The following is a 19755-nucleotide window of genomic DNA, read 5'->3' on the forward strand; positions in this document are numbered from 1 at the left end:
ACAGCTACCCCAGTCTAGAGAGGGCAGCACCGGATGACGTCGATCTGGAGGCTACGTTTGGAAACTGCAGTGAAGAATGGCCAGAGGTGGCGGCGGCGCGCGCGCTGTCACTTGGGTGCGCAGCACAGTGCGGATACTGGCAAACGCCACGGGGGCCGGTGCGATGACCCCCGTCAGCACCGGCAAAAACACCGGCAGTTGCGGCGAGACATGGTCAGCGCTCTTGGAGTCAGCCTGGCAGTGAGCCAGACACAGCGCGCCGTTGTCCTTGTCCTGGCTGCTGCCCTGATCGGTCCCATTGACCATGTCGGCGCACGACTCGGTCAGGGCGGCCTTGTTGTCGCTGCCCACTTGGTATCGGCTGCCCGCACAGGCGTACGCCGCCGCCGCCAGTTGGACTGACAGGAAGACCAGCAGGAGGAAGCCAGCGAAGAAAGAATGCCGGCGCAGCGTGTGACGCAAGGGTTCTTTGCAGAGGCGGAATTTCCGCAAGGATACCGTTTTTTTCTCGCAAAGCAACTCCGCAGGAAGCGGGATCGGATACCTACATCGCGATCGGACAAAAGAACGATTGAACCGTCCTTGACCTTCCCACGTGGGCAGGCTCTATCGTGAAACCGTGAAGATTTTGGGTACGCGTCGGTCCCGCGGAAGATGCTACGAACACGGAATACCGAAGCTGCCACGCGCACAGGAGCGAGGAGCACGTCATGAATATTGGACAAGCCGCGAGCGTCTCGGGCGTCTCGGCCAAAATGATCCGCTACTACGAAAGTATTGGCTTAGTCGCATCAGCTACCCGGAGCGAGGGGAACTACCGAATGTATCGTGAAAACGACATTCACACCCTGCGCTTCATCGGGCGTGCGCGGGCGTTAGGTTTCTCCACGGCGCAGATTCGAGAGCTGCTCGGGCTGTGGCAAGACAAGCGCCGCACGCGCGCAACAGTGAAGGCCATCGCGTTACAGCGCATCCAGGAACTGGACGCTCGGATTGCCGCGCTCAGCGACATGCGGGACACCCTGCTGTATCTGGCACAGCATTGTGACGGTGACGATCGCCCCGCCTGCCCGATCCTGGAGGCGATCAGCAGCGTCGCCCCACGGCAATTACCTGCCCCGCAGGCCACGAGACATTGAGGCAGCGCAAAAATGAATGATCAACGATCGCATCCGCAGACGCCATCCCCTGCACCCGGCCACGTCAAAGGTGTGGAATGCGGAAATTCGTGCACAGAAGGTGGGGGCCATCAGCATGCCACAGCGAAGCGACTGACGCTCGTGACCGCCATTGAGGAGCGGGACCCGGTATGCGGCATGACAGTGAAGCCCAATACGCCGTACCAGTCTAGCTACGCGGAGACCCGGTACGGCTTCTGCAGTACAACATGCCAGCGGAAGTTCGATGCGGACCCCAAGCTGTACACGCATTCGCAGGTCGCCTCCGCTGCTGACGACGCCAACGCGGCGCCGGACACCGTCTACACCTGCCCGATGCACCCCGAGATCCGCCAAGACCATCCCGGGAATTGTCCGAAGTGCGGCATGGCGCTTGAGCCCGCAATGCCGAGTCTTGAAGCGGATGAGAATCCCGAACTCGCGGCGTTCCGCCGGCGCTTCTGGTGGACCTTGCCGCTGACGATCGCTGTCGTTGCGCTGGTGATGCTGGGGGGGCGTGTCACAGGAGTGGCCCCGGCAGCGCAAGGCTGGGTGGAGTTTGCATTGTCCGCGCCGGTGGTCTTGTGGGCCGGCTTCCCCATCTATACCCGGTGCCTGCAATCGTTCCGCAATCGCAGCCCGAACATGTGGACGCTGATCGGGCTAGGCACTGGCGCCGCGTTCGTGTACAGCGTTGCGGCCACCGTGGCGCCCGACCTGTTCCCCCGCAGCTTTGTTGTGCATGGCCGCATTGCGGTCTACTTCGAAGCCGCTGCCGTCATCATTTCGCTCACGCTGCTCGGCCAAGTTTTTGAACTCAAGGCGCGCTCGCAGACCTCGGCGGCCATCAAGTCTCTACTTGGTCTGGCACCCAAGACGGCACGCCGCCTCAATCCGGACGGCAGTGAAGAAGACATCCCGCTTACGCACGTGCATGTCGGTGACCTGCTGCGGATTCGCCCCGGCGAAAAGGTGCCAACCGACGGCATCGTGATGGAAGGGGCAAGTGCCATCGACGAATCGATGATCACCGGCGAGCCGCTGCCTGTTTCCAAGCGTGCTGGCGACCACGTGATCGGCGCTACCCTCAATACGTCGGGCAGTCTGGTGATGCGCTCGGAAAAGGTCGGCGCGCAGACGGTGCTGTCGCAGATCGTGCAGATGGTGGCCCAGGCGCAGCGCTCGAAGGCACCCATGCAGCGCATGGCGGACCAGGTGGCCGGAGTGTTTGTGCTGGTGGTGGTGGCCATCGCCGTGCTTGCTTTCTTTGGCTGGGGATTGTTCGGTCCCGAGCCGAGCTGGGTCTTTGGGCTGGTCAATGCGGTGGCCGTGCTGATCATCGCTTGTCCGTGCGCGTTGGGACTGGCGACTCCGATGTCCATCATGGTGGCGAGCGGCAAGGCGGCGACCCAGGGCATTCTGTTCCGGGATGCGGCGGCTATCGAGCATTTCCGCAAGGTCGACACACTGATCGTCGACAAGACCGGCACGTTGACCGAGGGCCGTCCGGTCTTCGAGCGCGCGTTGGCCGTCGATTCGTTGGATGAAACCGCGGTGCTGCGCCTGGCGGCGAGTCTCGATCAGGGTAGCGAGCACCCTCTGGCGGCCACCATCGTTGCGGCAGCACGTGAGCGTGGCCTGACGTTGGGGAAGGCTGAACATTTCGCATCGGACGCGGGCATGGGTGTGCAGGGCCGGGTTGACGGTCACCAACTGATACTCGGCAACGCCTCCCTGATGCGTCGGGAGCAGGTCGATATTGAATCACAAGCGTTGCGGGCAAACGTGCTGGGGCAATACGGCGCCAGTGTCATGTACCTGGCCGTAGACCGGAAATTGGCGGGACTGCTGGCGGTCTCTGACCCGGTCAAGGCCAGCACCCCCGAAGCGCTTGCGGCGCTCAAAGCGGCAGGGATTCGCGTGGTGATGGCAAGCGGCGACAGCACCGCGACAGCGCGAGCCGTGGCCGGCCCTCTTGGCATTAGCGAAGTTCACGGTGAGGTCAAACCGGCCGACAAGCTGGCGCTGGTGGCAAAACTCCAGAGCGAAGGCCACGTGGTGGCAATGGCTGGCGACGGCATTAACGATGCACCTGCACTGGCCAAAGCCGACGTCGGCATCGCCATGGGGACTGGAACCGATGTGGCGATGCATAGCGCCCAGGTCACACTGGTCAAGGGCGACCTGCGCGGCCTTGCGCGCGCGCGGGAACTGTCGCAAGCCACCATTGCCAATATGAAACAGAACCTGGGATTCGCATTCGTCTACAACGCGCTCGGGATACCGTTGGCCGCCGGCCTGCTGTACCCGTTCACAGGATGGCTGCTGTCACCAATGATCGCGGCCTTGGCCATGAGCCTGAGTTCGGTATCGGTGATTTCCAATGCGCTTCGGTTGAGAGCGCAGGTGTTCTAGGCTCTGCCATCTTGGATGACCATCATGCCCGCGCGCAATCGCCCCACACAGTTTTTGCCCGCCTTGCGGTCACGGTTTGGCAGAACTAGAGTGAACACAATTGTTGGCAGTGATTCATGAAGCATCACCAAAATCCTCTCGCCCAACTGCTTTCGCTCCTGTTGATCGCGATGGTGCTTTTCTCGCGCCTTGCGATTGCGGGATACGTCTGCCCGCCCGAGGCAGGGACCATGGCGAACCCCTCGACGATGGTTGTTTCCGTCGTGAACTGCCAGGACATGGATGAGGCGCAGCCCGCGCTCTGCGCGGACCATCGACACGATGGGCGCCATTGGGCGGATGCCAACGGCCACGCTCCTGATCTTGGCATGCTGCCCGCCGCAATTGGGCTCGTGCACGTTCTTCCTCCTGCGCCTTACGCCGGACCGGCTTCCCGGACGGCTTCTCGGCCCGTTGCAGTACCTGGGCCCATCTACCTCGCAACAGCACGCTTGCGAATCTGATCGCTCCCCATACGCGGCAATCCGTCGCCGCAAGCCTTGATTTCAATCGCCTCCAAGCGGGATGTCTGCTGATTCCCGTTTGGACCGGGCCCGAAGGAAACCTTGTGTGGGGAAGACCATCATGCACTCCATTCTCAGAATCACCGTTCTCGTTTCGCTTGGTGTTGCCGCTGGCGCGGCCTTCGCGGGTCCCAACTGGGACGCCATCAACAGTGCGCGCGCGGCTGCGAAACACTCTGCCGCTGCTCCTGGCACCGCATCGGCCAACGAGGCGATGCGGAAGCAGTGCGCTGAAATGATGAAGTCGACGGATTCTCACTAGGCGGACGGCGTCAGCCCGAAGGGTTCTTCCGAAGTGAAATGAACCGTGCGCTTCGGCCGAATGGTTGGGGCGCCCGTATGTCGACGCCATCGTTTCCTTGAGCTGAGCACCGCTTGAGCTTGCGGCAGATGGAATCCGCAGCGAACAGTATGGAATCCGACCGAATTTGGAGGTTGTTATGAAGATGAGACCAGTCGTGGCTGCAGCGCTTGCACTTGCCCTGTTCGGGGCCAGTGGATGGAGCGCAGCAGCCGGCCCTGGCCGGGGTACTGAAGGCGCCAAGGCAAGTCCGCAAGACCCCATGCATTCCATGAAGATGGATCACATGATGGACGGCGGCATGATGGGCGGTTGTCCGATGATGGGGCAACTGCCGCCCGGCAACGAGAAGCTCTCGATGCAGATGCATGGAGAAATGATGCAGGCGATGGGGGAAATCCTGCGCAAGTACGCGGACAAGATCCAAACCTCGCCGTCCAAATAAGGATGCCGCGCAATATCGCGAGCAGCCGCATCCCGTGAAAGGAGTAACGCTATGAAATGCAATACGAAAACCATGGCCACCATGGGCATTGCCCTGGTGGCAATCCTGGCGATCGCCTACGCCATCTTCCCGCCTGTCCGCGCGTTCGTACTGGGTATCGGGCCTTTCCTGCTGATCTTGATCTGTCCGCTATCGATGTGGCTGATGATGAAGGGAATGAATGATCAGGAGGGTCAACACCGTCCGACGCCAGAACAGACGCCAGAGCAGAAGGAGCCGTTTCGGATCGAAAAGTGAATGGTGGCGCAGCTGCTGGCCCATACCACGGACGCCAGCGCTGCCGCGAGCAACCCAGGGACTGGAGGTGGCGTGATGAGCGAACTATCGGCATGGAAGGTGGTCTGGATCGTCCTTGCCGTCGTCGGCGCCATCGCGATCCTTGGGGGCTTGGGCATGCTGGCGATGCACCGTTGCATGACTGGCAGTTGGGCGTGCTGCCAACAGGCTAGCCGCAAGGTCGGCTGGGTTGGGCCGGGCAGTACCTCAGCAGTTGACGGCCTACTTGGTTCCCGGGCGATTGAAGGCCAACCTGCGTGACTGCGTTGTTGTCGGCTCCGTAAAAAGCGAGGCCATCAAATAGGCGGCGGGAGAGGCAGATGGACACCAGTATTTTCTTCGGCGGCTCGGTCATCGCTGCGTTTGTCGCCGGCATGATCGCGCTGTTCGCGCCGTGCTGCCTTTCAGTCATGTTGCCGGCCTATTTCGCCAGCTCCTTTCAGAATCGAAGCCGACTGGTCGCCATGAGCTTCGTCTTCGCCGCCGGCGTTGGGACCGTCATTCTGCCGTTGGTCATGGGTTCCATCGCGCTACGCCAGCTGTTTGTTACGCAGCATGCTGCCATCTATCTGCTGGGGGGCTCGATCATGCTTGGCATGGCGCTTTTTACCTTGCTGGGTGGCAAGCTGCAACTGCCGATGCCGGCGCGGCGCGCAGCCGCAGACACTGGGCCATTCGGCATCTACACGCTTGGCATGTTTTCGGGTGTAGCCAGTGCATGTTGCGCCCCTGTGCTGGCCGGAGTCCTCGCGCTTTCCAGCCTCGCGTCATCCGCAGCGCTCGCTGCTGGATTGGGTAGCGCCTACGTATTCGGGATGGTCGCGCCACTCTTCGCCATCTCGCTGCTGTGGGAGCGGTTCGACTGGCGCTCCAGTGTCCTGTTTCGGACACGAATGGTGACATGGCGCATCGGCCCTCTGCAGCGCACGCTATCCGTGTCCATGTTGATGAGTGCAGCGCTGCTCGGTGTCATGGGGGCCCTCGCCATTTGGGAGGCGTTTTCCACCGACTCGATGTCGACGTCGAGCCACTGGTCATTGGCCGTTGCCGTGCAGTTGCAACACGTCGGTCGCAGTGTCACGCAAGCCTTGTTGGTCGTGCCGAACTGGCTGATGGCCGTGGTTCTTCTGTTTTCGATCGCGGCACTCGGCTGGCGAGCCCGATCGCAATGGCGAAGGAACGGCCTGTCGGATGGCGCCGCTGGCGTCGAAGAAGAACCGACGCCTTCACGGAGAATCGAATGAGACAAGTCCGCGGAAAGGCAATCCAGGGGCGCGGCCGCGGCTTGGCACGCCTACCCAGGGCATTCCTCGTTGCTGTCATCGGCATGCTGGTGCTCTCCGCCATCGTTTGGTGGAGCTATCCGAACAAGCGACAGGCGATCCTTGATGGCGCGCAGCCTACGCCCGCAAGCGCGTCATCTGGCCGTTACCCGTTTCAGACGGGTGACCCGGGTCCGGGTACGCTTGCGCCTCCGATTCAGTTGCGCGGCGTCGGTGGCAGGGATTTCGATCTCCGCAGGCTACGCGGAACGACGGTCCTGCTGTATTTCCAAGAAGGTGTCACCTGCCAGTCGTGCTGGGATCAAGACAGGGATATTGCCCGGCACTTCAGCGAATTCCGTGCGCTCGGAATCGACACGATCGTCACCATCACCACGGACCCCATCGATCTGCTGAAAAAGAAGGCGTCCGATACTGACATCGTCACGCCGGTGCTCTCCGATCCGGATCTGGCTGTGTCCAGGGCGTACCACGCCAATGACTACGGAATGATGGGAACTAGGCGGGATGGTCACACCTTCATAGTGGTCGGCCCGGATGGCCGTATCCAATGGCGAGCGGACTACGGTGGCGCTCCGGCTTACACCATGTATGTGCCGGTCGATGTTTTGGTCGCAGACCTGCGCCGAGGCCTTCATCGAGACAAATGAGAACCGGCCATGGAACCGCTGAACGTCATCCTTCTGGTGCAGGCGCACTGCGCCTTCTGTGAGTCTGCCAAAGCCATGCTTGTGCGGCTGTCGGCGGATTACCCCTTGTCTGTATTCACACTGCCGCTGGAGTCCGAGGTCGGGCAAGAGATTGCGGCCAAGCACGGCATTCTCTTTGCACCGGGCATATTGGTGAACGGCGAGGCGCTGTGTTATGGCCGGCCCTCCGAACGGAAACTGCGACGGGAATTTGAACGACGCTTCAAGACCAGCGAACAGTGAAACCCATCTAGCGATATGGCGATGAGCCAGACCTGAGAGATTGCGCAAGGCGTGGATGCCAAGGAGGTACCGTGGACGATATGAACAGTTTTAGCGCGCATTACGGGCATTGGGGACTCGTCGTAGTCCTGGTCGTGGTGGTGTCGTGGATCTTGTATCGCTACGCAGCACCTCATAGCTGGCGCGAATGGACTGGGGCTGGACTCGTTCAGGCCTTCGTGATCGCGCTGTACGCGGAAATGTATGGATTCCCTCTCACGATCTACCTCCTGACCGGCTTTCTCGGAATCGACATACCGCTCAGCGAGTACAGCGGACATCTTTGGGCAACACTCCTCGGCTACGGACCGCTAGGTGCAATCGTCGAGATGATGCTCGGTGGCATCTTCATCCTGTTGGGCATCATTCTATTGATCTGGGGCTGGACCACTGTCTATCGGGCGAGCCGCGAAGGCAGCCTAGCCCAGAACGGGCCTTACGAGCTTATCCGGCACCCTCAGTACACCGGCATCATGCTGGCCGTGTTCGGTCAGGTGGTGCATTGGCCGACCTTGATCACCGTGGCACTGTTTCCGCTGATTGTGCTTGTCTACGTACGGCTTGCGTGGAAGGAGGAGCAAGACCTGGTTCGCCGTTTTGGGGCCGCCTACGAGGCGTATCGAAAAGACGTCCCCATGTTCTTGCCGGGCGTCAGGCAATGGAAGCAATTGTTCAGCACACTCGCGGACTGATCTGCTCGGTCAAAGCCCCGTGGCTGACCATATCGATCCCGGCCTGGAGATAACCGCAATGAGCAAGCCAAGCGTTGATTCCCGAACCGTGCGCCAGCGCAGATTGCTTCTGCTGGCCACCGGCACCGTAGGTGGTGTGGGACTGGCCGGCGCCACGCTGCCATTCGTCGCGAGCATGGCGCCGAGCCGCGCCGCGAGATCGAAGGGAGCCCCAGTCGAGGTGAACCTCGATTCTGTTGAGCCCGGTGCTCTGGTTACCGTCGCTTGGCGCGGTAAGCCCGTTTGGATTTTGCACCGTACCCGCGACATGCTGGATCGTCTAGGCACACACGACAATCTGTTGGGCGATCCGCGATCCAAAGAAGATCAACAGCCGGCCTATGCACGCAACGCGACACGCTCCCTTCGGCCTGACTACTTTGTGGCAGTAGGCATCTGCACGCATCTTGGCTGCATACCGAATTATCGGCCGGAAGTCGGCGCCCCAGATTTGGGCGATCACTGGCCTGGTGGCTTTTTTTGCCCTTGCCATGGTTCCAAATTCGATCTGGCCGGGCGAGTGTTCCTCAATGTTCCGGCGCCGCTCAACCTGGAGATCCCCCCGTACCAGTACCTGGACAACACCCGCCTGATAGTCGGCGAGGATCGCTTTGGAGCCAGATGATTTATTGCCCCGCTGCCTCAGCAGCGGTGGTCCCTACCTCGGTTGTCAAGGAGACGGTCATGAGCACCAAATGGGTGATTGCCATTGTTCCCACCGAACTGCTGGAGCAGCTTGAAAGGTCGCTTGCGACCGTCCACGTCCCTGGCCTGACGATTACAAGGGTCAAGGGGTACGGCGAGTACAAGAATTTCTTTTCCAGCGACCTGACCAGCGTGCATACCAAGGTCGAAATCTTCGCGGACGAGGCCGAGGTCGAGGCCATCACCAAAGCGATCGTTGAGGTCGGAAAATCGACGGTGCCGGGCGCCGGGATCGTGGCGGTTGTTCCCGTCGAGGCGTTCTTGCATCTTCACGTTCCCCCTGGGGAGTCGGCTGGCGCGGCGGAATAATCCCATCGTGTGTCAATGGCGGGGCGCCGAGCGGCACGGGCTCACATGCCCGTGTGACCCGCGAGACGTGAGGGCATCCGCCGAGAGGCGATAGCGCGATCAGCACGGTGTGGTCGGTCATTGAGGTCAGGGAGTGCGGTATGGGGTGGAGCGTGGCAGCGACGCGCACTGGAGGTGGCGGGCGAGTACGAGGCGTCGCCCCGGCACAGCTCGTTTTGCTGCTGCTCGCCGCCCTGTGGTTCTGCGTCACAGGCACCGGTGGTGTTGCCCATGCTGCGGGCGAGCAAGACCTCCTGCCACCGGAGCAGGCTTTCCGCTTTGCTGCGCGGCAACTCGAAGACCGCTCCATCGAGGTGCACTTCGACATTGCCGACGGCTATCACCTCTACCGTGAGCGATTCGCATTCGCCGCACAGCCGGCAGGGGTCAAGCTCGGTACACCCGAATTTCCGCCAGGGCAGGTCAACTTTGACGAAGCGCTCGGCAAGCAGATGGAGACCTATCATGGCGGGGTCACCATTCGCGTGCCGGTGGCGGTCGCGCAGGTCGACGGCAAATGGTTGCTGACGGTGACGTCGCAAGGCTGTGCCGACAAGGGAGTCTGCTATCCGCCGATGCACAGTGTGTACAAGGTCGGCGGTGGCTCGCTCGGTGGCCTATTCGACAAGCATCGGAGCAGCACGCCAATGACGTCGCCCGCGCCGCCGGCGACGCCGACTTTGCCCAGCTTGGGAGGGGGGCAAATTGGGCCTGCTGTTCCATCAGCCGCGCCAAGGAATGACGACGGCGACCACATTGCCCGCGTGCTGGCCAGCCGCCAGCTGGGCAAGATTGTCACGGTCTTCCTCGGCTTTGGCCTGCTGCTGACGCTCACGCCGAGCGCGCTGGCGATGGTACTGATCCTGTCGTCAATCGTCGTCGGCGAGCACGTGACGCGCGTTCGCGCCTTGCTGGTTTCGTTTGCCTACGTGCTCGGAACGGCAGTGGGTGTCGGCGCGGCAGCGGAATTGCTCGGCGAGAGACTTTCGGCGAGGCTGCAGGCGCCGTGGGCGCTGGGGGCTTTTGCCGCGCTGGCGGTGGCCCTGGCGCTGTCAATGTTCGGGCTTTATGAGCTGGGGCGGCAGCTCCCAACGACGGCGCCATCGAACCGGTGGTCGGGTGGACGGATTGCCGTTGCCGCAGCATCGGGGGTGATTTCGACGTTGGTCGTCGTGCGCAGCGTGCCAGTGCCGCTGTCGAGCACGCTGGCCTATCTCAAGCAAACCGGTGATGCCATTGGTAGTGGCGGTGCACTATTCGGTCTGGCGATCGGCATGGGAGTGACGCTGGTGCTGGTCGGCGTCGCTACCGGCTATCTTCTGCCGCGCGCTGGGCACTGGTTGATGGTGACGAAGCGCTTCCTGGGCTTCCTGCTGCTCGGCGAGGCGCTCTGGGCTGTCAGCCCGCTTTTGCCACCCTGGGCATTGATGGCGGCGTGGGCCATGCTGCTGCTGATTGCCGCCGCCTTCCTGGGCGCCTTCGATTCGCTTGGTCCAGAGCCGCGCAGCATGGCCCGGTTGGGCAAAGGCATGGGCATGGTGGCCGCGCTGGCAGGGGCGATCCTGCTGGTCGGTCTGGCGTCCGGCGGACGGGATCTGCTCCAGCCGCTGTCGCATCTGCGTGCTGGCCCGATGGCACCCGCCTCCACTGCTGGCCCGGCGCTGGTGCGCTTCGAGCGCATCCGCTCCGTGGCCGAACTCGACGCGCGCCTGGTGCAGGCCGCCGCGGCCGGCAAGCCGGTGCTACTGGATTTCTATGCCGACTGGTGTGTCAGCTGCAAGGAGATGGAACGCTTGACCTTCAGCGATCCAAGAGTCCAGGCGCGGCTGGCGGGTGTTGTGCTGCTGCAGGCCGACGTGACACGCAATACTGCCGACGATCGCATCTTGCTCAAACGCTTCGGCTTGTTCGGCCCACCCGGCATCATCTTGTACGGTGCCGACGGGCGTGAGAGCCCGGTGCGGGTGATCGGCTTCCAGTCTGCAAGCCTTTTCCTCGACAGTCTCGCGAAAGCCTTCGGTGACGACGGGAAGCGTTGAGAACTACCTGGCCCGCCCGCAGCTTATTCAGCGGTATCGCCACTGGGTTCCAGATGCTGTTGGCTGGGTGGCCAGTCTTTATGGACACCGCCTCTGAATGAAGGCAGAGATTTCTTCGGGGCGTGCGAAAACCACGGCGGCGCGGTCGCCCTGCATGCCTGTGCCGATCAGCACAGGCTGACCGGCAGCCGGGCCGGCAGCGCTGCCATCGGTTTTGAATCGCAGGTTGAACTCCCAAAAGGCGTGAGTCTTCCGGTCGGCGGTGGTGAGGCGATAGGCATCGTCACAAAAGCGGATTGAGGTAACCCGCGACGCCGCATCGGACTCCTTCAAATTCGGCAGGCCACGATCAGGAACCTTTACGCGACCCGTGGAAACTGCCTCAAGGTAGGCGATCAGATCGGCCCGCGTGCGTGCATCGGCAATGCCGGGAAAGGTCATCGCGTTACCCGACACCAGCGCTGCCGGATTCTTGAGCCATGCATCGAGGTTTCGCTTGTCCCAGACCAGGCCTGATTGCTTGAGGGCATCGGAATAGCGCGCGAAACCGTCCGCTGTACCTGCTTTGCGGCCCAAAACGCCCGCCAAGCTCGGGCCTGTCATGTGGCGGCCTGGCGCAAATGAATGGCACGCCATGCAGGCGCGGGCGGCTTGCGCGCCGCGCGCGAGGTCACTCTCGGCAAGAGCTGACGCGCTAAAGACAAGTGAGACCAAGGTGACCGTGATCGCTCGAATACCAAGTCGTCGAACCATTGGGAGCTCCCATTTGCCATCTGAAGTTTGTCACGAAGCTAATGGCAACAGTTCGGCTCCGCTTCCGGTGTGGCTTCGCCATCACTGAGGTCAGCGTAGGCCTTGAACGCCTTGAGCGCCCACATCTCGCCAACGCAGCTGCCCATCGTCGATGCGACGGCAAGCACCTCGCCCACTTCATGCTCGGTCGCCCCCAATTTCACCGCCTGCTGCACGTAGAACTTGAAACACGGTTCGCAGAGGAAAGCGTTCTTCCGGTGTCAGCGTTGCCCATGGTGGCGCAGCAATCGCCGTTGGAACGCGAAGAAACCGTTTCCCACCGCGGCCGCTTCGGGAAGCGAGAGGCCCGTCGCCCCGGGCAGTTCGGCACACTGCCTGCAGACGAATCGGATGCCGGGGCATGGGATGTGGCAACAGGCTCCCTCGGCGACCGCGCTGGAACGCCAGACCACACGCACGCCTTGCGGATTCCCTCCGTCAACGCTGCCGCTGGCCGCGACCGTGCACTCAAGGTGGCAACGACATACGGCGCACCGAGCCGTGACGCGCGACGTGTGTCGCACCAGGCGGGGGATCGCCAGGGCGTCGATCGCACACATTGCCGCAACGCGATGCCCAGAGAAGTGGACATGGATGCCCGTATCGCGGGCGCTAAACGGATAGCAGCCAATCCTGCACTCATCAATGATCAGCGCATCCAGCGCGACCAGTTCCTGTATTGCCGCGTTGGAAGCGAGATCTCGCGGGGGTGGTGTGCCCTGCAGAGCCCAGTGCGAAAGCACCTTGGCATAAGTCGTGCGCAGGACGGGGTTGGCCTCGTCCACGGCCTGTTGCAAAGGGAATGCATCTCGCAGCTTCTGCATGGCGCTCAGCACGGCTGCCTTGCGTTCACCCCGGATCTCGTCCGAAACCCTCACGCGTCACCTCATATGGTCAATCCAGTTGTCATCATCGCCAACGCCTCTCCGCCTAGGATGGGGCACGAACTTCGTCGGCGCAGCAAGCCAGCTCGTTCAGTTCCGCCTTAACCGCGCACAATGTTGCCTGCCGGGCCGCGATCTGCTGGCCTAACTGCTCGACACACTCGATCAAGGTGGCGCGATCGTTCGCGTCGAGCGCCCGACACAGGCGGCTCAGTTCATCCAGGCCGATGCCGGCCTCGAACGCAGCCCGAACGAAGCGCAATCTGGCCAGCGCCCGAGCATCGTAGAGCCAATAGCCACCCTCCGTGCGGCGCGCGGGGTGCAGCAGGCCGCGCAGCGCATAGTCACGCACCACGTTGACGCTCACGCTGGCATCGTGGGCCAGACGCGACACTGTGTAGGCATTCATCGAACACCTCCTTTGCCTCACCCAGCGCAGCAGGACAGCTGCTTCACGTCCTTGGAGAAGGTCTGCGCGGCAAGCTTGAGTCCCTCGACCATGGTCAGGTACGGGAACAACTGGTCGGCCAGTTCCTGCACCGTCATGCGGTTGCGAATTGCCAGGGCCGCCGTCTGGATCAGTTCACCCGCTTCCGGCGCCACCGCCTGCACGCCGATCAAGCGCCCACTGCCAGCATCAGCGACCAGCTTGATGAAGCCGCGCGTGTCGAAGTTGGCGAGCGCCCGCGGCACGTTGTCCAGCGTGAGCAGCCGGCTATCGGTCTCGATGCCATCGTGGTGCGCTTCCGCTTCGCTGTAGCCAACGGTGGCGACCTGCGGGTCGGTGAACACCACCGCCGGCACGGCGCTCAGATCGAGCGCGGCATCGCCTCCGGTCATGTTGATCGCCGCGCGGGTGCCGGCCGCTGCGGCCACATAGACGAATTGCGGCTGGTCGGTGCAATCGCCGGCGGCGTAGATGTTCTGTGCGCTGGTGCGCATCGCCTTGTCGATGACGATGGCCCCTTGCGCGTTGTCCCTCACCCCCGCCGCCTCCAGCGCCAGCTCACGCGTGTTCGGCGCGCGGCCGGTGGCGACCAGCAACTGGTCGGCGCGGATTTCACCGTGCCCGGTGGTGAGCACGAATTCACCGTTCGCGTAGGCCACCTGGCTGGCCTGCGTGTGGTCCAGCACCGTGATGCCCTCGGCGCGGAACGCGGCCGTCACGGCCTCGCCGATGGCCGGATCCTCACGGAAGAACAGCGTGCTGCGCGCCAGGACCGTGACCTGGCTGCCCAGCCGGGCGAATGCCTGCGCCAGCTCCACGGCCACCACCGACGAGCCGATCACGGCCAGCCGCTTGGGCAGGGTGTCGCTGGCCAGCGCCTCGTTCGAGGTCCAGTATGGGGTGTCCTTCAGGCCGGGGATCGGCGGCACGGCCGCGCTGGCGCCCGTGGCGATCAGGCAGCGGTCAAATGCCACCTCGCGCTCACCGCCCTCGGCCAGGCGCACGCTCAGGGCATGCCCGTTCTGGAAGCGGGCCTCGCCGCGCAGCACCGTGATGGCCGGGGTGCTGGCCAGGATGCCCTCGTACTTAGCGTGGCGCAGCTCATCGACGCGCCCCTGCTGCTGGGCCAGCAGGCGTTCGCGCACGATGGCCGGCGGTGTGGCCTGGATGCCGCCGTCGAACGGGCTTTCGCGGCGCAGGTGGGCGATATGGGCCGCGCGGATCATGATCTTGGACGGCACGCAGCCGACGTTGACGCAGGTGCCACCGATGGTGCCGCGCTCGATCAGGGTGACCTGCGCGCCTTGCTCGACGGCCTTGAGGGCCGCCGCCATCGCGGCGCCGCCGCTGCCGATGACGGCGATGCGTAGCGCGCTGCCTTCGCCTGCGGATTTCTCACCGCTGGCAAGCCAGCCCAGCGCCTTGTCGAGCAGGTTGCCGCGTTTTTCCACTGGCGGGGCCTCACCGAGCATGACCCGGTAGCCGAGTCCGGCCACGGCCGCAGTCAGCGCATCCGTCGAAGTGCCGGGGTCGGTAGCGATTTGCGCCGTCCCCTTCGGATAGGATACGACCGCCGACCGCACGCCCGGCACCTTCTCCAAGGCATCCTTGACGTGGACGGCACACGAATCGCAGGTCATTCCAGTGATCTTCAGATGGGTCATGCCACAGTTCCTTCTTTGATACAGTGATACAGGGCTAAAGCGTCAGCCGCGTTTGGCCGGGAGTTCACAGGTGTCCGGTGCGCTGCAGCGCTTCGCCGGTGAGACGAAGTCCCAGATCGATATCCCGACCATGAAGGTCAGGCCGACGTAGAGCAGCGCCTCGCCGCGCCAGCCATAAGTCAAATACACCGCAGCCAGCACCAGGAGCGGTCCGGCTACGCCAAGCGCGGTCCGTTGCCACTGTCGATGGTTAAGCCAGGCGGTCGCATTGGCGAGCAATGCGATGCCAGCGAACACCGGCAGCAGGATACGAATGAACAGCCCTTCGTACTGGCTCAGGAAGCCCAAGCCAATGGCCGCGCCCAGCCCGGCGATGGCGGGAAAGCAACTCGCGCACCCCATCGCCGAGACGATGCTGCCAAGCGCCCCTGCCTTGTTGGTCACGCGCGCAATCCAGCCCATGATTTCGCTCCCGTGTTCGCCCAGGGACTCAGTGCTTGACGCTGGATGGGTAGCCCGCGTCCTCGGTTGCCTTGATCAGTTTCTGCACGCTGGTCTTGGCATCATCGAAGGTGACGACGGCCTGACGCTTTTCGAAGCTCACCTCGGTCTTGCTCACGCCGTCGACTTTGGAGAGCGCATGCTTGACCGTGATCGGGCAGGTTTCGCAAGTCATGCCTGGCACGGACAGCGTGACGGTTTGCATGGCGGCCCATGCGGGAGCAACGGCGGCAAGAGCGAGGGCGGCAAATAGCTTCTTCATGACGAACTCCTGATCAATAGAAAAATGGCATCACGTAGGGAAATCCGAGTGCAACCAAAACCAGCAGGGCGACGACCCAGAAAATGACCTTGTAGGTGGCGCGCACTTGCGGGATGGCGCAGACCTCGCCCGGCTGGCAGACCTGGGCCGGGCGGAAAATGCGCCGCCACGCGAAGAACAGTGCCAGCATCGCAGTACCGAGGAACAGCGGCCGATACGGCTCCAGCGCGGTCAGGTTACCGATCCAGGCCCCGCTGAACCCGAGCGCCACTAGGACCAGCGGTCCCAGGCAGCAGGTGGAGGCGAGGATGGCGGCCAACCCGCCGGCAAAGAGTGCACTGCGCCCGTGTTGCGGTTCCGACATGCGCTTGTCCTTTCGAATCGGGAGGGTATAACGTAAGCTTACTTCCGTACTGTTGTACGGAGTCAAGCAGGATGGAATGCAATCTGATGAATTTGACTATCGGCGCCTTTGCGAAGGCGGCCGAGGTCAATGTGGAGACCATCCGGTTCTACCAGCGCAAAGGGTTGTTGTGCGAGCCAGACAAGCCCTATGGCAGCATCCGCCGCTATGGCGAAGCGGATGTGACGCGCGTGCGGTTCGTGAAATCGGCCCAGCGGCTGGGCTTCAGCCTGGACGAGATTGCCGAGCTGCTGCGGCTGGACGATGGCACCCATTGCGAGGAGGCCGGCAGCCTAGCCGAGCATAAACTTCAGGATGTGCGAGAGAAGATGGCCGACTTGGCGCGCATGGAAACCGTGCTATCCAAGCTTGTGTGCGCCTGCCATGCGCGGCAAGGGAACGTTTCCTGTCCGCTGATTGCGTCGCTGCAAGGGAAGAAAGAACCGCGCAGTACCGACGCGGAGTAGCCGGGTAGCTACGCCTTAGCGTGCCTTATTTTCCGTTTTCTGAGACGACCCCATGAAGACGCAATCAGTCATGGCTGCAGCGCTTGCGCTTGCCCAGCTCGGGGCCGTCGGATGGGCTGCCGCAGTCAGCCCCAGCCGTCGCACCGAAGGCGCCAAGGCGGGTTCGAAAGACCTCATGCACTCCACATGATGATGGACCACATGGTGAGCGGCAACCTGATGGGAGGCTGCCCGATGATGGGGCAACTGCCCCCGGAGAACCCCGGAGTGGTTCTCCGGGGTGTGAGGAAAGGGGGATTCCAAGGCTGTCGTCTATCGATGACCGCCGTCCGAGTATGGATCCCGCGTACCCATCGAATGCGCACCATTGGTGTAGACATCGCGAGTTGCGCCCCTGCCATCAGTGTAGGGGTCGCGAGCTCCAACGGATTGAGCACCGTCGGTATAGACGTCGCGCGGACCGGGGCCGCTCGCCGCACCGGCCACGTTCACACTCAGCGCCAGCAAAGCGGCCGCCACTAGGACGGACTGTTTGAGGTAGTTCATCGCGTTCTCTCCTGCTTGAAGTTGAAACAAGGTCTGACTCTGCGAATGCAGTGTAGAGACTCGCGACTAACAGAAACGTGACCCTCGTATTACAAGTTCGTCAGGCCGACGCGCTATTGTGTGAGGCACCTCCCAGCATCGACGGCGCGGTGCCAGATAGGCCGCAAACTCCCATACCTGTCCGAATCGTAATCGGATCGCCATGTGGCGGTAATGTGCGCCTGCCCGCAAGGGTTCCCAAGCTAAGCGAGCGCGTCGGACACCTCGGCGCGATGGGGTAAGCGAACGGAGAACCGGGTGCGCTCGTCGATGCGCGACACGGTAATGGCGCCGCCGTGTGCCACGACGATCGCCTTGGTGATGGCCAACCCGAGGCCAGCGCTTTCTGACTCGGGCCGCGCGCGTGACTTGTCCGCGCGGAAGAAGCGCTCAAAGAGGAAAGGCAGCAGATGCGGTGGGATCTCGTTTCCGTCATTGTCGACGGAAATCGTCACGCCTTCGCGTTCGTCGCTGACCGAAACGACCACGTGGCCGAGTCGGGGAGTATGCCGGATCGCGTTGGACAGCAAATTGCTCAACGCGCGCCGCAGCATCAGACGATCGCCCACGACGTGGCCGTCACCGCGCAATTCGAGTTGGACCGCCTTGTCTTCGGCGAGTGCGTCATAGAACTCAAACAACGCGCGGATTTCGTCAGCGATTCGGATGTCTTCGGCGCTTGGCAGCGTCAGGCTGTGCTCCATCTTGGCAAGGTACAGCATGTCGGACACCATGCGTGCCAGGCGCTGCAGTTCCTCCGCGTTGGAGGTCAGCACATCGCGATACTTGGTGCCCTCGCGCGGCTGGGATAGCACGACCTCCGTCTGCGTGAGTAGGTTCGTGATGGGCGTACGCAGTTCATGTGCGATGTCGGTTGAGAAGTCCGACAAGCGGCGGAAATCGTTCTGCAGCCGCTCCAGCATCGCGTTCAGGGTGGCGGCAAGGTCCGCCACCTCTACCGGCACGGTGTCAACGGGCATGCGCTCGTCGAGCTTGTCGGCCGTCACGGTCTGCGCCCGCGAGGCCATGGTGCGCAGTGGCGCCAGGCCATGGCGTGCGGCCCACCATCCGAACAGGCCGGTGGCCAGCGCGGCGACGGCGATGTAGAAAGCCAGCGTGCCACGGAACGTATGGAGAAAGTGGGCGTGGATGTCCGTGTTGATACCCAGCAGGACATCGAGGGCGCCGGATGAGCCATCTCGCATGGGGATGGCCGCGTGCATGCCCCGATATTGCTGAACGCCTTGCTCCCAGACAAGGGCATCGCTCTTGCGCCGTAGCTGCGCCAGCGCTTGCGCCGCAGCCCGGAAATCAAAATCCTTGGTCACGTACAGGATTCGCCGGTCGGATCCCTGGATGCGCGCCACGAGATCGGTGCGGTGCTGGAGCGCTTCCCGAATGCGCTCGGGCACCTGCGTGGCGGGGCTCGATTCGACGATCTTTTCAATGACGCTGACGTTCTCACGCAGCGCGGTGTAGTCCTCCACCGCGAAGTGTTGGTCCATAGCCAGCGCAATCACGACACCCAGCCCCAGCAAGACGGCAGCCGAACACAGCGAGAAATACGCGGTCAGCCGCGTCGTGAGGGAGAACCGACCCATCAAGCCACTTCCTCGGGTGCTTCGAGCACATAACCCATGCCGCGCACCGTTTGGATCAGCTTCGGCTCGAAGTGATCATCGATCTTTGCGCGCAGGCGGCGGATGGCGACGTCGATCACGTTGGTGTCGCTGTCGAAGTTCATGTCCCAGACCTGAGAGGCGATCAGCGAGCGCGGCAGGACTTCGCCACGGCGCCGAACCAGCAGCTCGAGCAGCGAGAACTCCTTGCTCGTCAGCGGGATTTTCTGGCCACCGCGCGACGCGCGGCGGCGGGCAAGATCCAGCACCAGATCGGCCACCTGGATGCGGTCGGCAGTGACCGCGCTGTTTCCGCGGCGCAGCAGCGTGCGAACCCGCGCCAGCAGCTCGGCAAACGCGAACGGCTTCACCAGGTAGTCGTCAGCACCCAGTTCGAGTCCTTTGACGCGGTCTGCCACGCTGTCGCGCGCGGTCAGGAACAGCACCGGCACTGCTTGTTCCGAGGCTCGCAACGATTGGACGATCTGCCAACCATCGACGTCCGGCAACATCACATCCAGCACCAGTAAGTCGTACTCACCGGTCATAGCCAGATGCCGGCCGTCAGTGCCGTTGCAGGCCAGATCTACCACGAAGCCGGCTTCAGTCAGGCCTTGCTGCAGGTACTCTCCGGTCTTGGGTTCGTCCTCGACGACTAACAGCTTCATATCTCGCCTGAATCACTTTCTATGGCTTGTATGGGCTGTAGAGTACCGTGCTGTGGGCCGCATCACACCAAGATGACCGATTTGTAATGTTTCGGTCAGGTCGGGGTAGCCTGGCACTGGGTAGCCTGCGCGCAGCTTTCTGAGTCGGACATTACGTAAGGAAAACTC

General features: G+C 62.6%; 27 protein-coding genes. 15 read left to right on the forward strand and 12 right to left on the reverse strand.

What is annotated here, in order from left to right; genetic code table 11:
• Positions 1–51: 51 nt before the first annotated feature.
• Complete coding sequence (locus tag V6657_RS24785; protein WP_012435810.1) at positions 52–462, reverse strand: hypothetical protein; 411 nt, start codon at positions 460–462, stop codon at positions 52–54.
• A 248-nt stretch (positions 463–710) separates the two neighbouring features.
• Here V6657_RS24785 and cueR point away from each other — a divergent pair, with 248 nt between their 5' ends.
• Together cueR and V6657_RS24795 are read left to right on the forward strand one after the other, a co-directional pair.
• On the forward strand, positions 711–1139 hold the full coding sequence (cueR, locus tag V6657_RS24790) for a Cu(I)-responsive transcriptional regulator (protein WP_012435809.1): 429 nt from the start codon (positions 711–713) through the stop codon (positions 1137–1139).
• A 12-nt stretch (positions 1140–1151) separates the two neighbouring features.
• The gene (locus V6657_RS24795; RefSeq protein ID WP_012435808.1) at positions 1152–3572 is read left to right on the forward strand and encodes a heavy metal translocating P-type ATPase; all 2421 of its coding nucleotides are present in this window, start codon (positions 1152–1154) and stop codon (positions 3570–3572) included.
• Here the strand turns inward: V6657_RS24795 and V6657_RS24800 are convergent.
• Entirely contained in the window at positions 3569–3970 is a 402-nt protein-coding gene (locus tag V6657_RS24800; protein ID WP_157042467.1) for a hypothetical protein, read from the reverse strand. The genes V6657_RS24795 and V6657_RS24800 overlap by 4 nt on opposite strands.
• 211 nt (positions 3971–4181) lie before the next feature.
• Between V6657_RS24800 and V6657_RS24805 the strand changes: the two genes are divergently transcribed.
• From V6657_RS24805 to dsbD, 11 genes are all read left to right on the forward strand, one after another.
• Positions 4182–4397 (forward strand): hypothetical protein, encoded by a 216-nt coding sequence (locus V6657_RS24805; RefSeq protein ID WP_049768034.1) that lies wholly within the window; start codon positions 4182–4184, stop codon positions 4395–4397.
• Between the two features lie 178 nt (positions 4398–4575).
• The gene (locus V6657_RS24810) at positions 4576–4881 is read left to right on the forward strand and encodes a hypothetical protein (protein ID WP_012435805.1); all 306 of its coding nucleotides are present in this window, start codon (positions 4576–4578) and stop codon (positions 4879–4881) included.
• Between the two features lie 51 nt (positions 4882–4932).
• Entirely contained in the window at positions 4933–5178 is a 246-nt protein-coding gene (locus tag V6657_RS24815) for a DUF2933 domain-containing protein (protein WP_012435804.1), read from the forward strand.
• A gap of 75 nt (positions 5179–5253) precedes the next feature.
• Positions 5254–5478 (forward strand): hypothetical protein, encoded by a 225-nt coding sequence (locus tag V6657_RS24820; RefSeq protein ID WP_157042466.1) that lies wholly within the window; start codon positions 5254–5256, stop codon positions 5476–5478.
• Between the two features lie 59 nt (positions 5479–5537).
• On the forward strand, positions 5538–6461 hold the full coding sequence (locus tag V6657_RS24825; RefSeq protein WP_012435802.1) for a cytochrome c biogenesis protein CcdA: 924 nt from the start codon (positions 5538–5540) through the stop codon (positions 6459–6461).
• Positions 6458–7150, forward strand: coding sequence for a redoxin domain-containing protein (locus V6657_RS24830; protein WP_012435801.1), 693 nt, complete (start codon positions 6458–6460; stop codon positions 7148–7150). Before V6657_RS24825 ends, V6657_RS24830 begins: the two co-directional genes overlap by 4 nt.
• A 9-nt stretch (positions 7151–7159) precedes the next feature.
• The gene (locus V6657_RS24835) at positions 7160–7432 is read left to right on the forward strand and encodes a glutaredoxin (protein ID WP_012435800.1); all 273 of its coding nucleotides are present in this window, start codon (positions 7160–7162) and stop codon (positions 7430–7432) included.
• 80 nt (positions 7433–7512) lie between these two features.
• A complete protein-coding gene (locus tag V6657_RS24840; RefSeq protein ID WP_041672617.1) occupies positions 7513–8163 on the forward strand; it encodes an isoprenylcysteine carboxylmethyltransferase family protein in 651 nt (216 codons plus the stop codon).
• 58 nt (positions 8164–8221) lie between these two features.
• On the forward strand, positions 8222–8827 hold the full coding sequence (petA, locus tag V6657_RS24845; protein ID WP_012435798.1) for a ubiquinol-cytochrome c reductase iron-sulfur subunit: 606 nt from the start codon (positions 8222–8224) through the stop codon (positions 8825–8827).
• 59 nt (positions 8828–8886) lie between these two features.
• Complete coding sequence (locus V6657_RS24850; RefSeq protein ID WP_012435797.1) at positions 8887–9216, forward strand: P-II family nitrogen regulator; 330 nt, start codon at positions 8887–8889, stop codon at positions 9214–9216.
• A 140-nt stretch (positions 9217–9356) separates the two neighbouring features.
• Positions 9357–11294 carry a protein-disulfide reductase DsbD gene (gene dsbD, locus V6657_RS24855; protein WP_012435796.1) on the forward strand — a complete coding sequence of 646 codons (1938 nt, stop codon included), beginning with the start codon at positions 9357–9359 and terminating at the stop codon, positions 11292–11294.
• 78 nt (positions 11295–11372) lie between these two features.
• On the opposite strand, the gene V6657_RS24860 is transcribed toward dsbD, so the two are convergent.
• From V6657_RS24860 to merT, 8 genes are all read right to left on the reverse strand, one after another.
• A complete protein-coding gene (locus tag V6657_RS24860) occupies positions 11373–12047 on the reverse strand; it encodes a c-type cytochrome (protein ID WP_012435795.1) in 675 nt (224 codons plus the stop codon).
• A 38-nt stretch (positions 12048–12085) separates the two neighbouring features.
• A complete protein-coding gene (locus V6657_RS24865) occupies positions 12086–12250 on the reverse strand; it encodes a hypothetical protein (protein ID WP_248694822.1) in 165 nt (54 codons plus the stop codon).
• Positions 12251–12307: 57 nt separating this feature from the next.
• On the reverse strand, positions 12308–12910 hold the full coding sequence (gene merB / locus V6657_RS24870; protein ID WP_041672613.1) for an organomercurial lyase: 603 nt from the start codon (positions 12908–12910) through the stop codon (positions 12308–12310).
• A 106-nt stretch (positions 12911–13016) separates the two neighbouring features.
• Positions 13017–13379 (reverse strand): mercuric resistance transcriptional repressor MerD, encoded by a 363-nt coding sequence (gene merD / locus V6657_RS24875; RefSeq protein WP_012435793.1) that lies wholly within the window; start codon positions 13377–13379, stop codon positions 13017–13019.
• A 17-nt stretch (positions 13380–13396) separates the two neighbouring features.
• Positions 13397–15082, reverse strand: a complete 1686-nt coding sequence (gene merA / locus V6657_RS24880) for a mercury(II) reductase (protein ID WP_012435792.1) — start codon at positions 15080–15082, stop codon at positions 13397–13399.
• A 42-nt stretch (positions 15083–15124) separates the two neighbouring features.
• Positions 15125–15544, reverse strand: coding sequence for an organomercurial transporter MerC (merC, locus tag V6657_RS24885; protein ID WP_012435791.1), 420 nt, complete (start codon positions 15542–15544; stop codon positions 15125–15127).
• 28 nt (positions 15545–15572) lie between these two features.
• Entirely contained in the window at positions 15573–15845 is a 273-nt protein-coding gene (gene merP, locus V6657_RS24890; protein ID WP_012435790.1) for a mercury resistance system periplasmic binding protein MerP, read from the reverse strand.
• A gap of 13 nt (positions 15846–15858) precedes the next feature.
• Positions 15859–16209 (reverse strand): mercuric ion transporter MerT, encoded by a 351-nt coding sequence (merT, locus tag V6657_RS24895; RefSeq protein WP_012435789.1) that lies wholly within the window; start codon positions 16207–16209, stop codon positions 15859–15861.
• Between the two features lie 71 nt (positions 16210–16280).
• Between merT and merR the strand changes: the two genes are divergently transcribed.
• The gene (merR, locus tag V6657_RS24900; RefSeq protein ID WP_012435788.1) at positions 16281–16715 is read left to right on the forward strand and encodes an Hg(II)-responsive transcriptional regulator; all 435 of its coding nucleotides are present in this window, start codon (positions 16281–16283) and stop codon (positions 16713–16715) included.
• 52 nt (positions 16716–16767) lie between these two features.
• Positions 16768–16905: a hypothetical protein gene (locus V6657_RS24905; RefSeq protein WP_248694823.1), complete on the forward strand. Its 138-nt coding sequence runs from the start codon at positions 16768–16770 to the stop codon at positions 16903–16905.
• A gap of 598 nt (positions 16906–17503) precedes the next feature.
• Here the strand turns inward: V6657_RS24905 and V6657_RS24910 are convergent.
• The gene (locus V6657_RS24910) at positions 17504–18901 is read right to left on the reverse strand and encodes a heavy metal sensor histidine kinase (RefSeq protein WP_012435786.1); all 1398 of its coding nucleotides are present in this window, start codon (positions 18899–18901) and stop codon (positions 17504–17506) included.
• Positions 18901–19587: a heavy metal response regulator transcription factor gene (locus V6657_RS24915; RefSeq protein ID WP_012435785.1), complete on the reverse strand. Its 687-nt coding sequence runs from the start codon at positions 19585–19587 to the stop codon at positions 18901–18903. Before V6657_RS24915 ends, V6657_RS24910 begins: the two co-directional genes overlap by 1 nt.
• Positions 19588–19755 lie beyond the last annotated feature (168 nt).

The sequence above is a fragment of the Ralstonia sp. RRA genome (assembly GCF_037023145.1).
Classification (GTDB): domain Bacteria; phylum Pseudomonadota; class Gammaproteobacteria; order Burkholderiales; family Burkholderiaceae; genus Ralstonia.

Excerpts from the sequence above, each read along its gene's own strand:
- cueR (WP_012435809.1), top strand. The coding sequence starts at position 711 with ATGAATATTGGACAAGCCGCGAGCGTCTCGGGCGTCTCGGCCAAAATG.
- V6657_RS24795 (WP_012435808.1), top strand. The coding sequence starts at position 1,152 with ATGAATGATCAACGATCGCATCCGCAGACGCCATCCCCTGCACCCGGC.
- V6657_RS24810 (WP_012435805.1), top strand. The coding sequence starts at position 4,576 with ATGAAGATGAGACCAGTCGTGGCTGCAGCGCTTGCACTTGCCCTGTTC.
- V6657_RS24815 (WP_012435804.1), top strand. The coding sequence starts at position 4,933 with ATGAAATGCAATACGAAAACCATGGCCACCATGGGCATTGCCCTGGTG.
- V6657_RS24820 (WP_157042466.1), top strand. The coding sequence starts at position 5,254 with ATGAGCGAACTATCGGCATGGAAGGTGGTCTGGATCGTCCTTGCCGTC.
- V6657_RS24825 (WP_012435802.1), top strand. The coding sequence starts at position 5,538 with ATGGACACCAGTATTTTCTTCGGCGGCTCGGTCATCGCTGCGTTTGTC.
- V6657_RS24830 (WP_012435801.1), top strand. The coding sequence starts at position 6,458 with ATGAGACAAGTCCGCGGAAAGGCAATCCAGGGGCGCGGCCGCGGCTTG.
- V6657_RS24835 (WP_012435800.1), top strand. The coding sequence starts at position 7,160 with ATGGAACCGCTGAACGTCATCCTTCTGGTGCAGGCGCACTGCGCCTTC.
- V6657_RS24840 (WP_041672617.1), top strand. The coding sequence starts at position 7,513 with ATGAACAGTTTTAGCGCGCATTACGGGCATTGGGGACTCGTCGTAGTC.
- petA (WP_012435798.1), top strand. The coding sequence starts at position 8,222 with ATGAGCAAGCCAAGCGTTGATTCCCGAACCGTGCGCCAGCGCAGATTG.
- V6657_RS24850 (WP_012435797.1), top strand. The coding sequence starts at position 8,887 with ATGAGCACCAAATGGGTGATTGCCATTGTTCCCACCGAACTGCTGGAG.
- dsbD (WP_012435796.1), top strand. The coding sequence starts at position 9,357 with ATGGGGTGGAGCGTGGCAGCGACGCGCACTGGAGGTGGCGGGCGAGTA.
- V6657_RS24860 (WP_012435795.1), bottom strand. The coding sequence starts at position 12,047 with ATGGTTCGACGACTTGGTATTCGAGCGATCACGGTCACCTTGGTCTCA.
- merB (WP_041672613.1), bottom strand. The coding sequence starts at position 12,910 with ATGCAGAAGCTGCGAGATGCATTCCCTTTGCAACAGGCCGTGGACGAG.
- merD (WP_012435793.1), bottom strand. The coding sequence starts at position 13,379 with ATGAATGCCTACACAGTGTCGCGTCTGGCCCACGATGCCAGCGTGAGC.
- merA (WP_012435792.1), bottom strand. The coding sequence starts at position 15,082 with ATGACCCATCTGAAGATCACTGGAATGACCTGCGATTCGTGTGCCGTC.
- merC (WP_012435791.1), bottom strand. The coding sequence starts at position 15,544 with ATGGGCTGGATTGCGCGCGTGACCAACAAGGCAGGGGCGCTTGGCAGC.
- merP (WP_012435790.1), bottom strand. The coding sequence starts at position 15,845 with ATGAAGAAGCTATTTGCCGCCCTCGCTCTTGCCGCCGTTGCTCCCGCA.
- merT (WP_012435789.1), bottom strand. The coding sequence starts at position 16,209 with ATGTCGGAACCGCAACACGGGCGCAGTGCACTCTTTGCCGGCGGGTTG.
- merR (WP_012435788.1), top strand. The coding sequence starts at position 16,281 with ATGGAATGCAATCTGATGAATTTGACTATCGGCGCCTTTGCGAAGGCG.
- V6657_RS24905 (WP_248694823.1), top strand. The coding sequence starts at position 16,768 with ATGAAGACGCAATCAGTCATGGCTGCAGCGCTTGCGCTTGCCCAGCTC.
- V6657_RS24910 (WP_012435786.1), bottom strand. The coding sequence starts at position 18,901 with ATGGGTCGGTTCTCCCTCACGACGCGGCTGACCGCGTATTTCTCGCTG.
- V6657_RS24915 (WP_012435785.1), bottom strand. The coding sequence starts at position 19,587 with ATGAAGCTGTTAGTCGTCGAGGACGAACCCAAGACCGGAGAGTACCTG.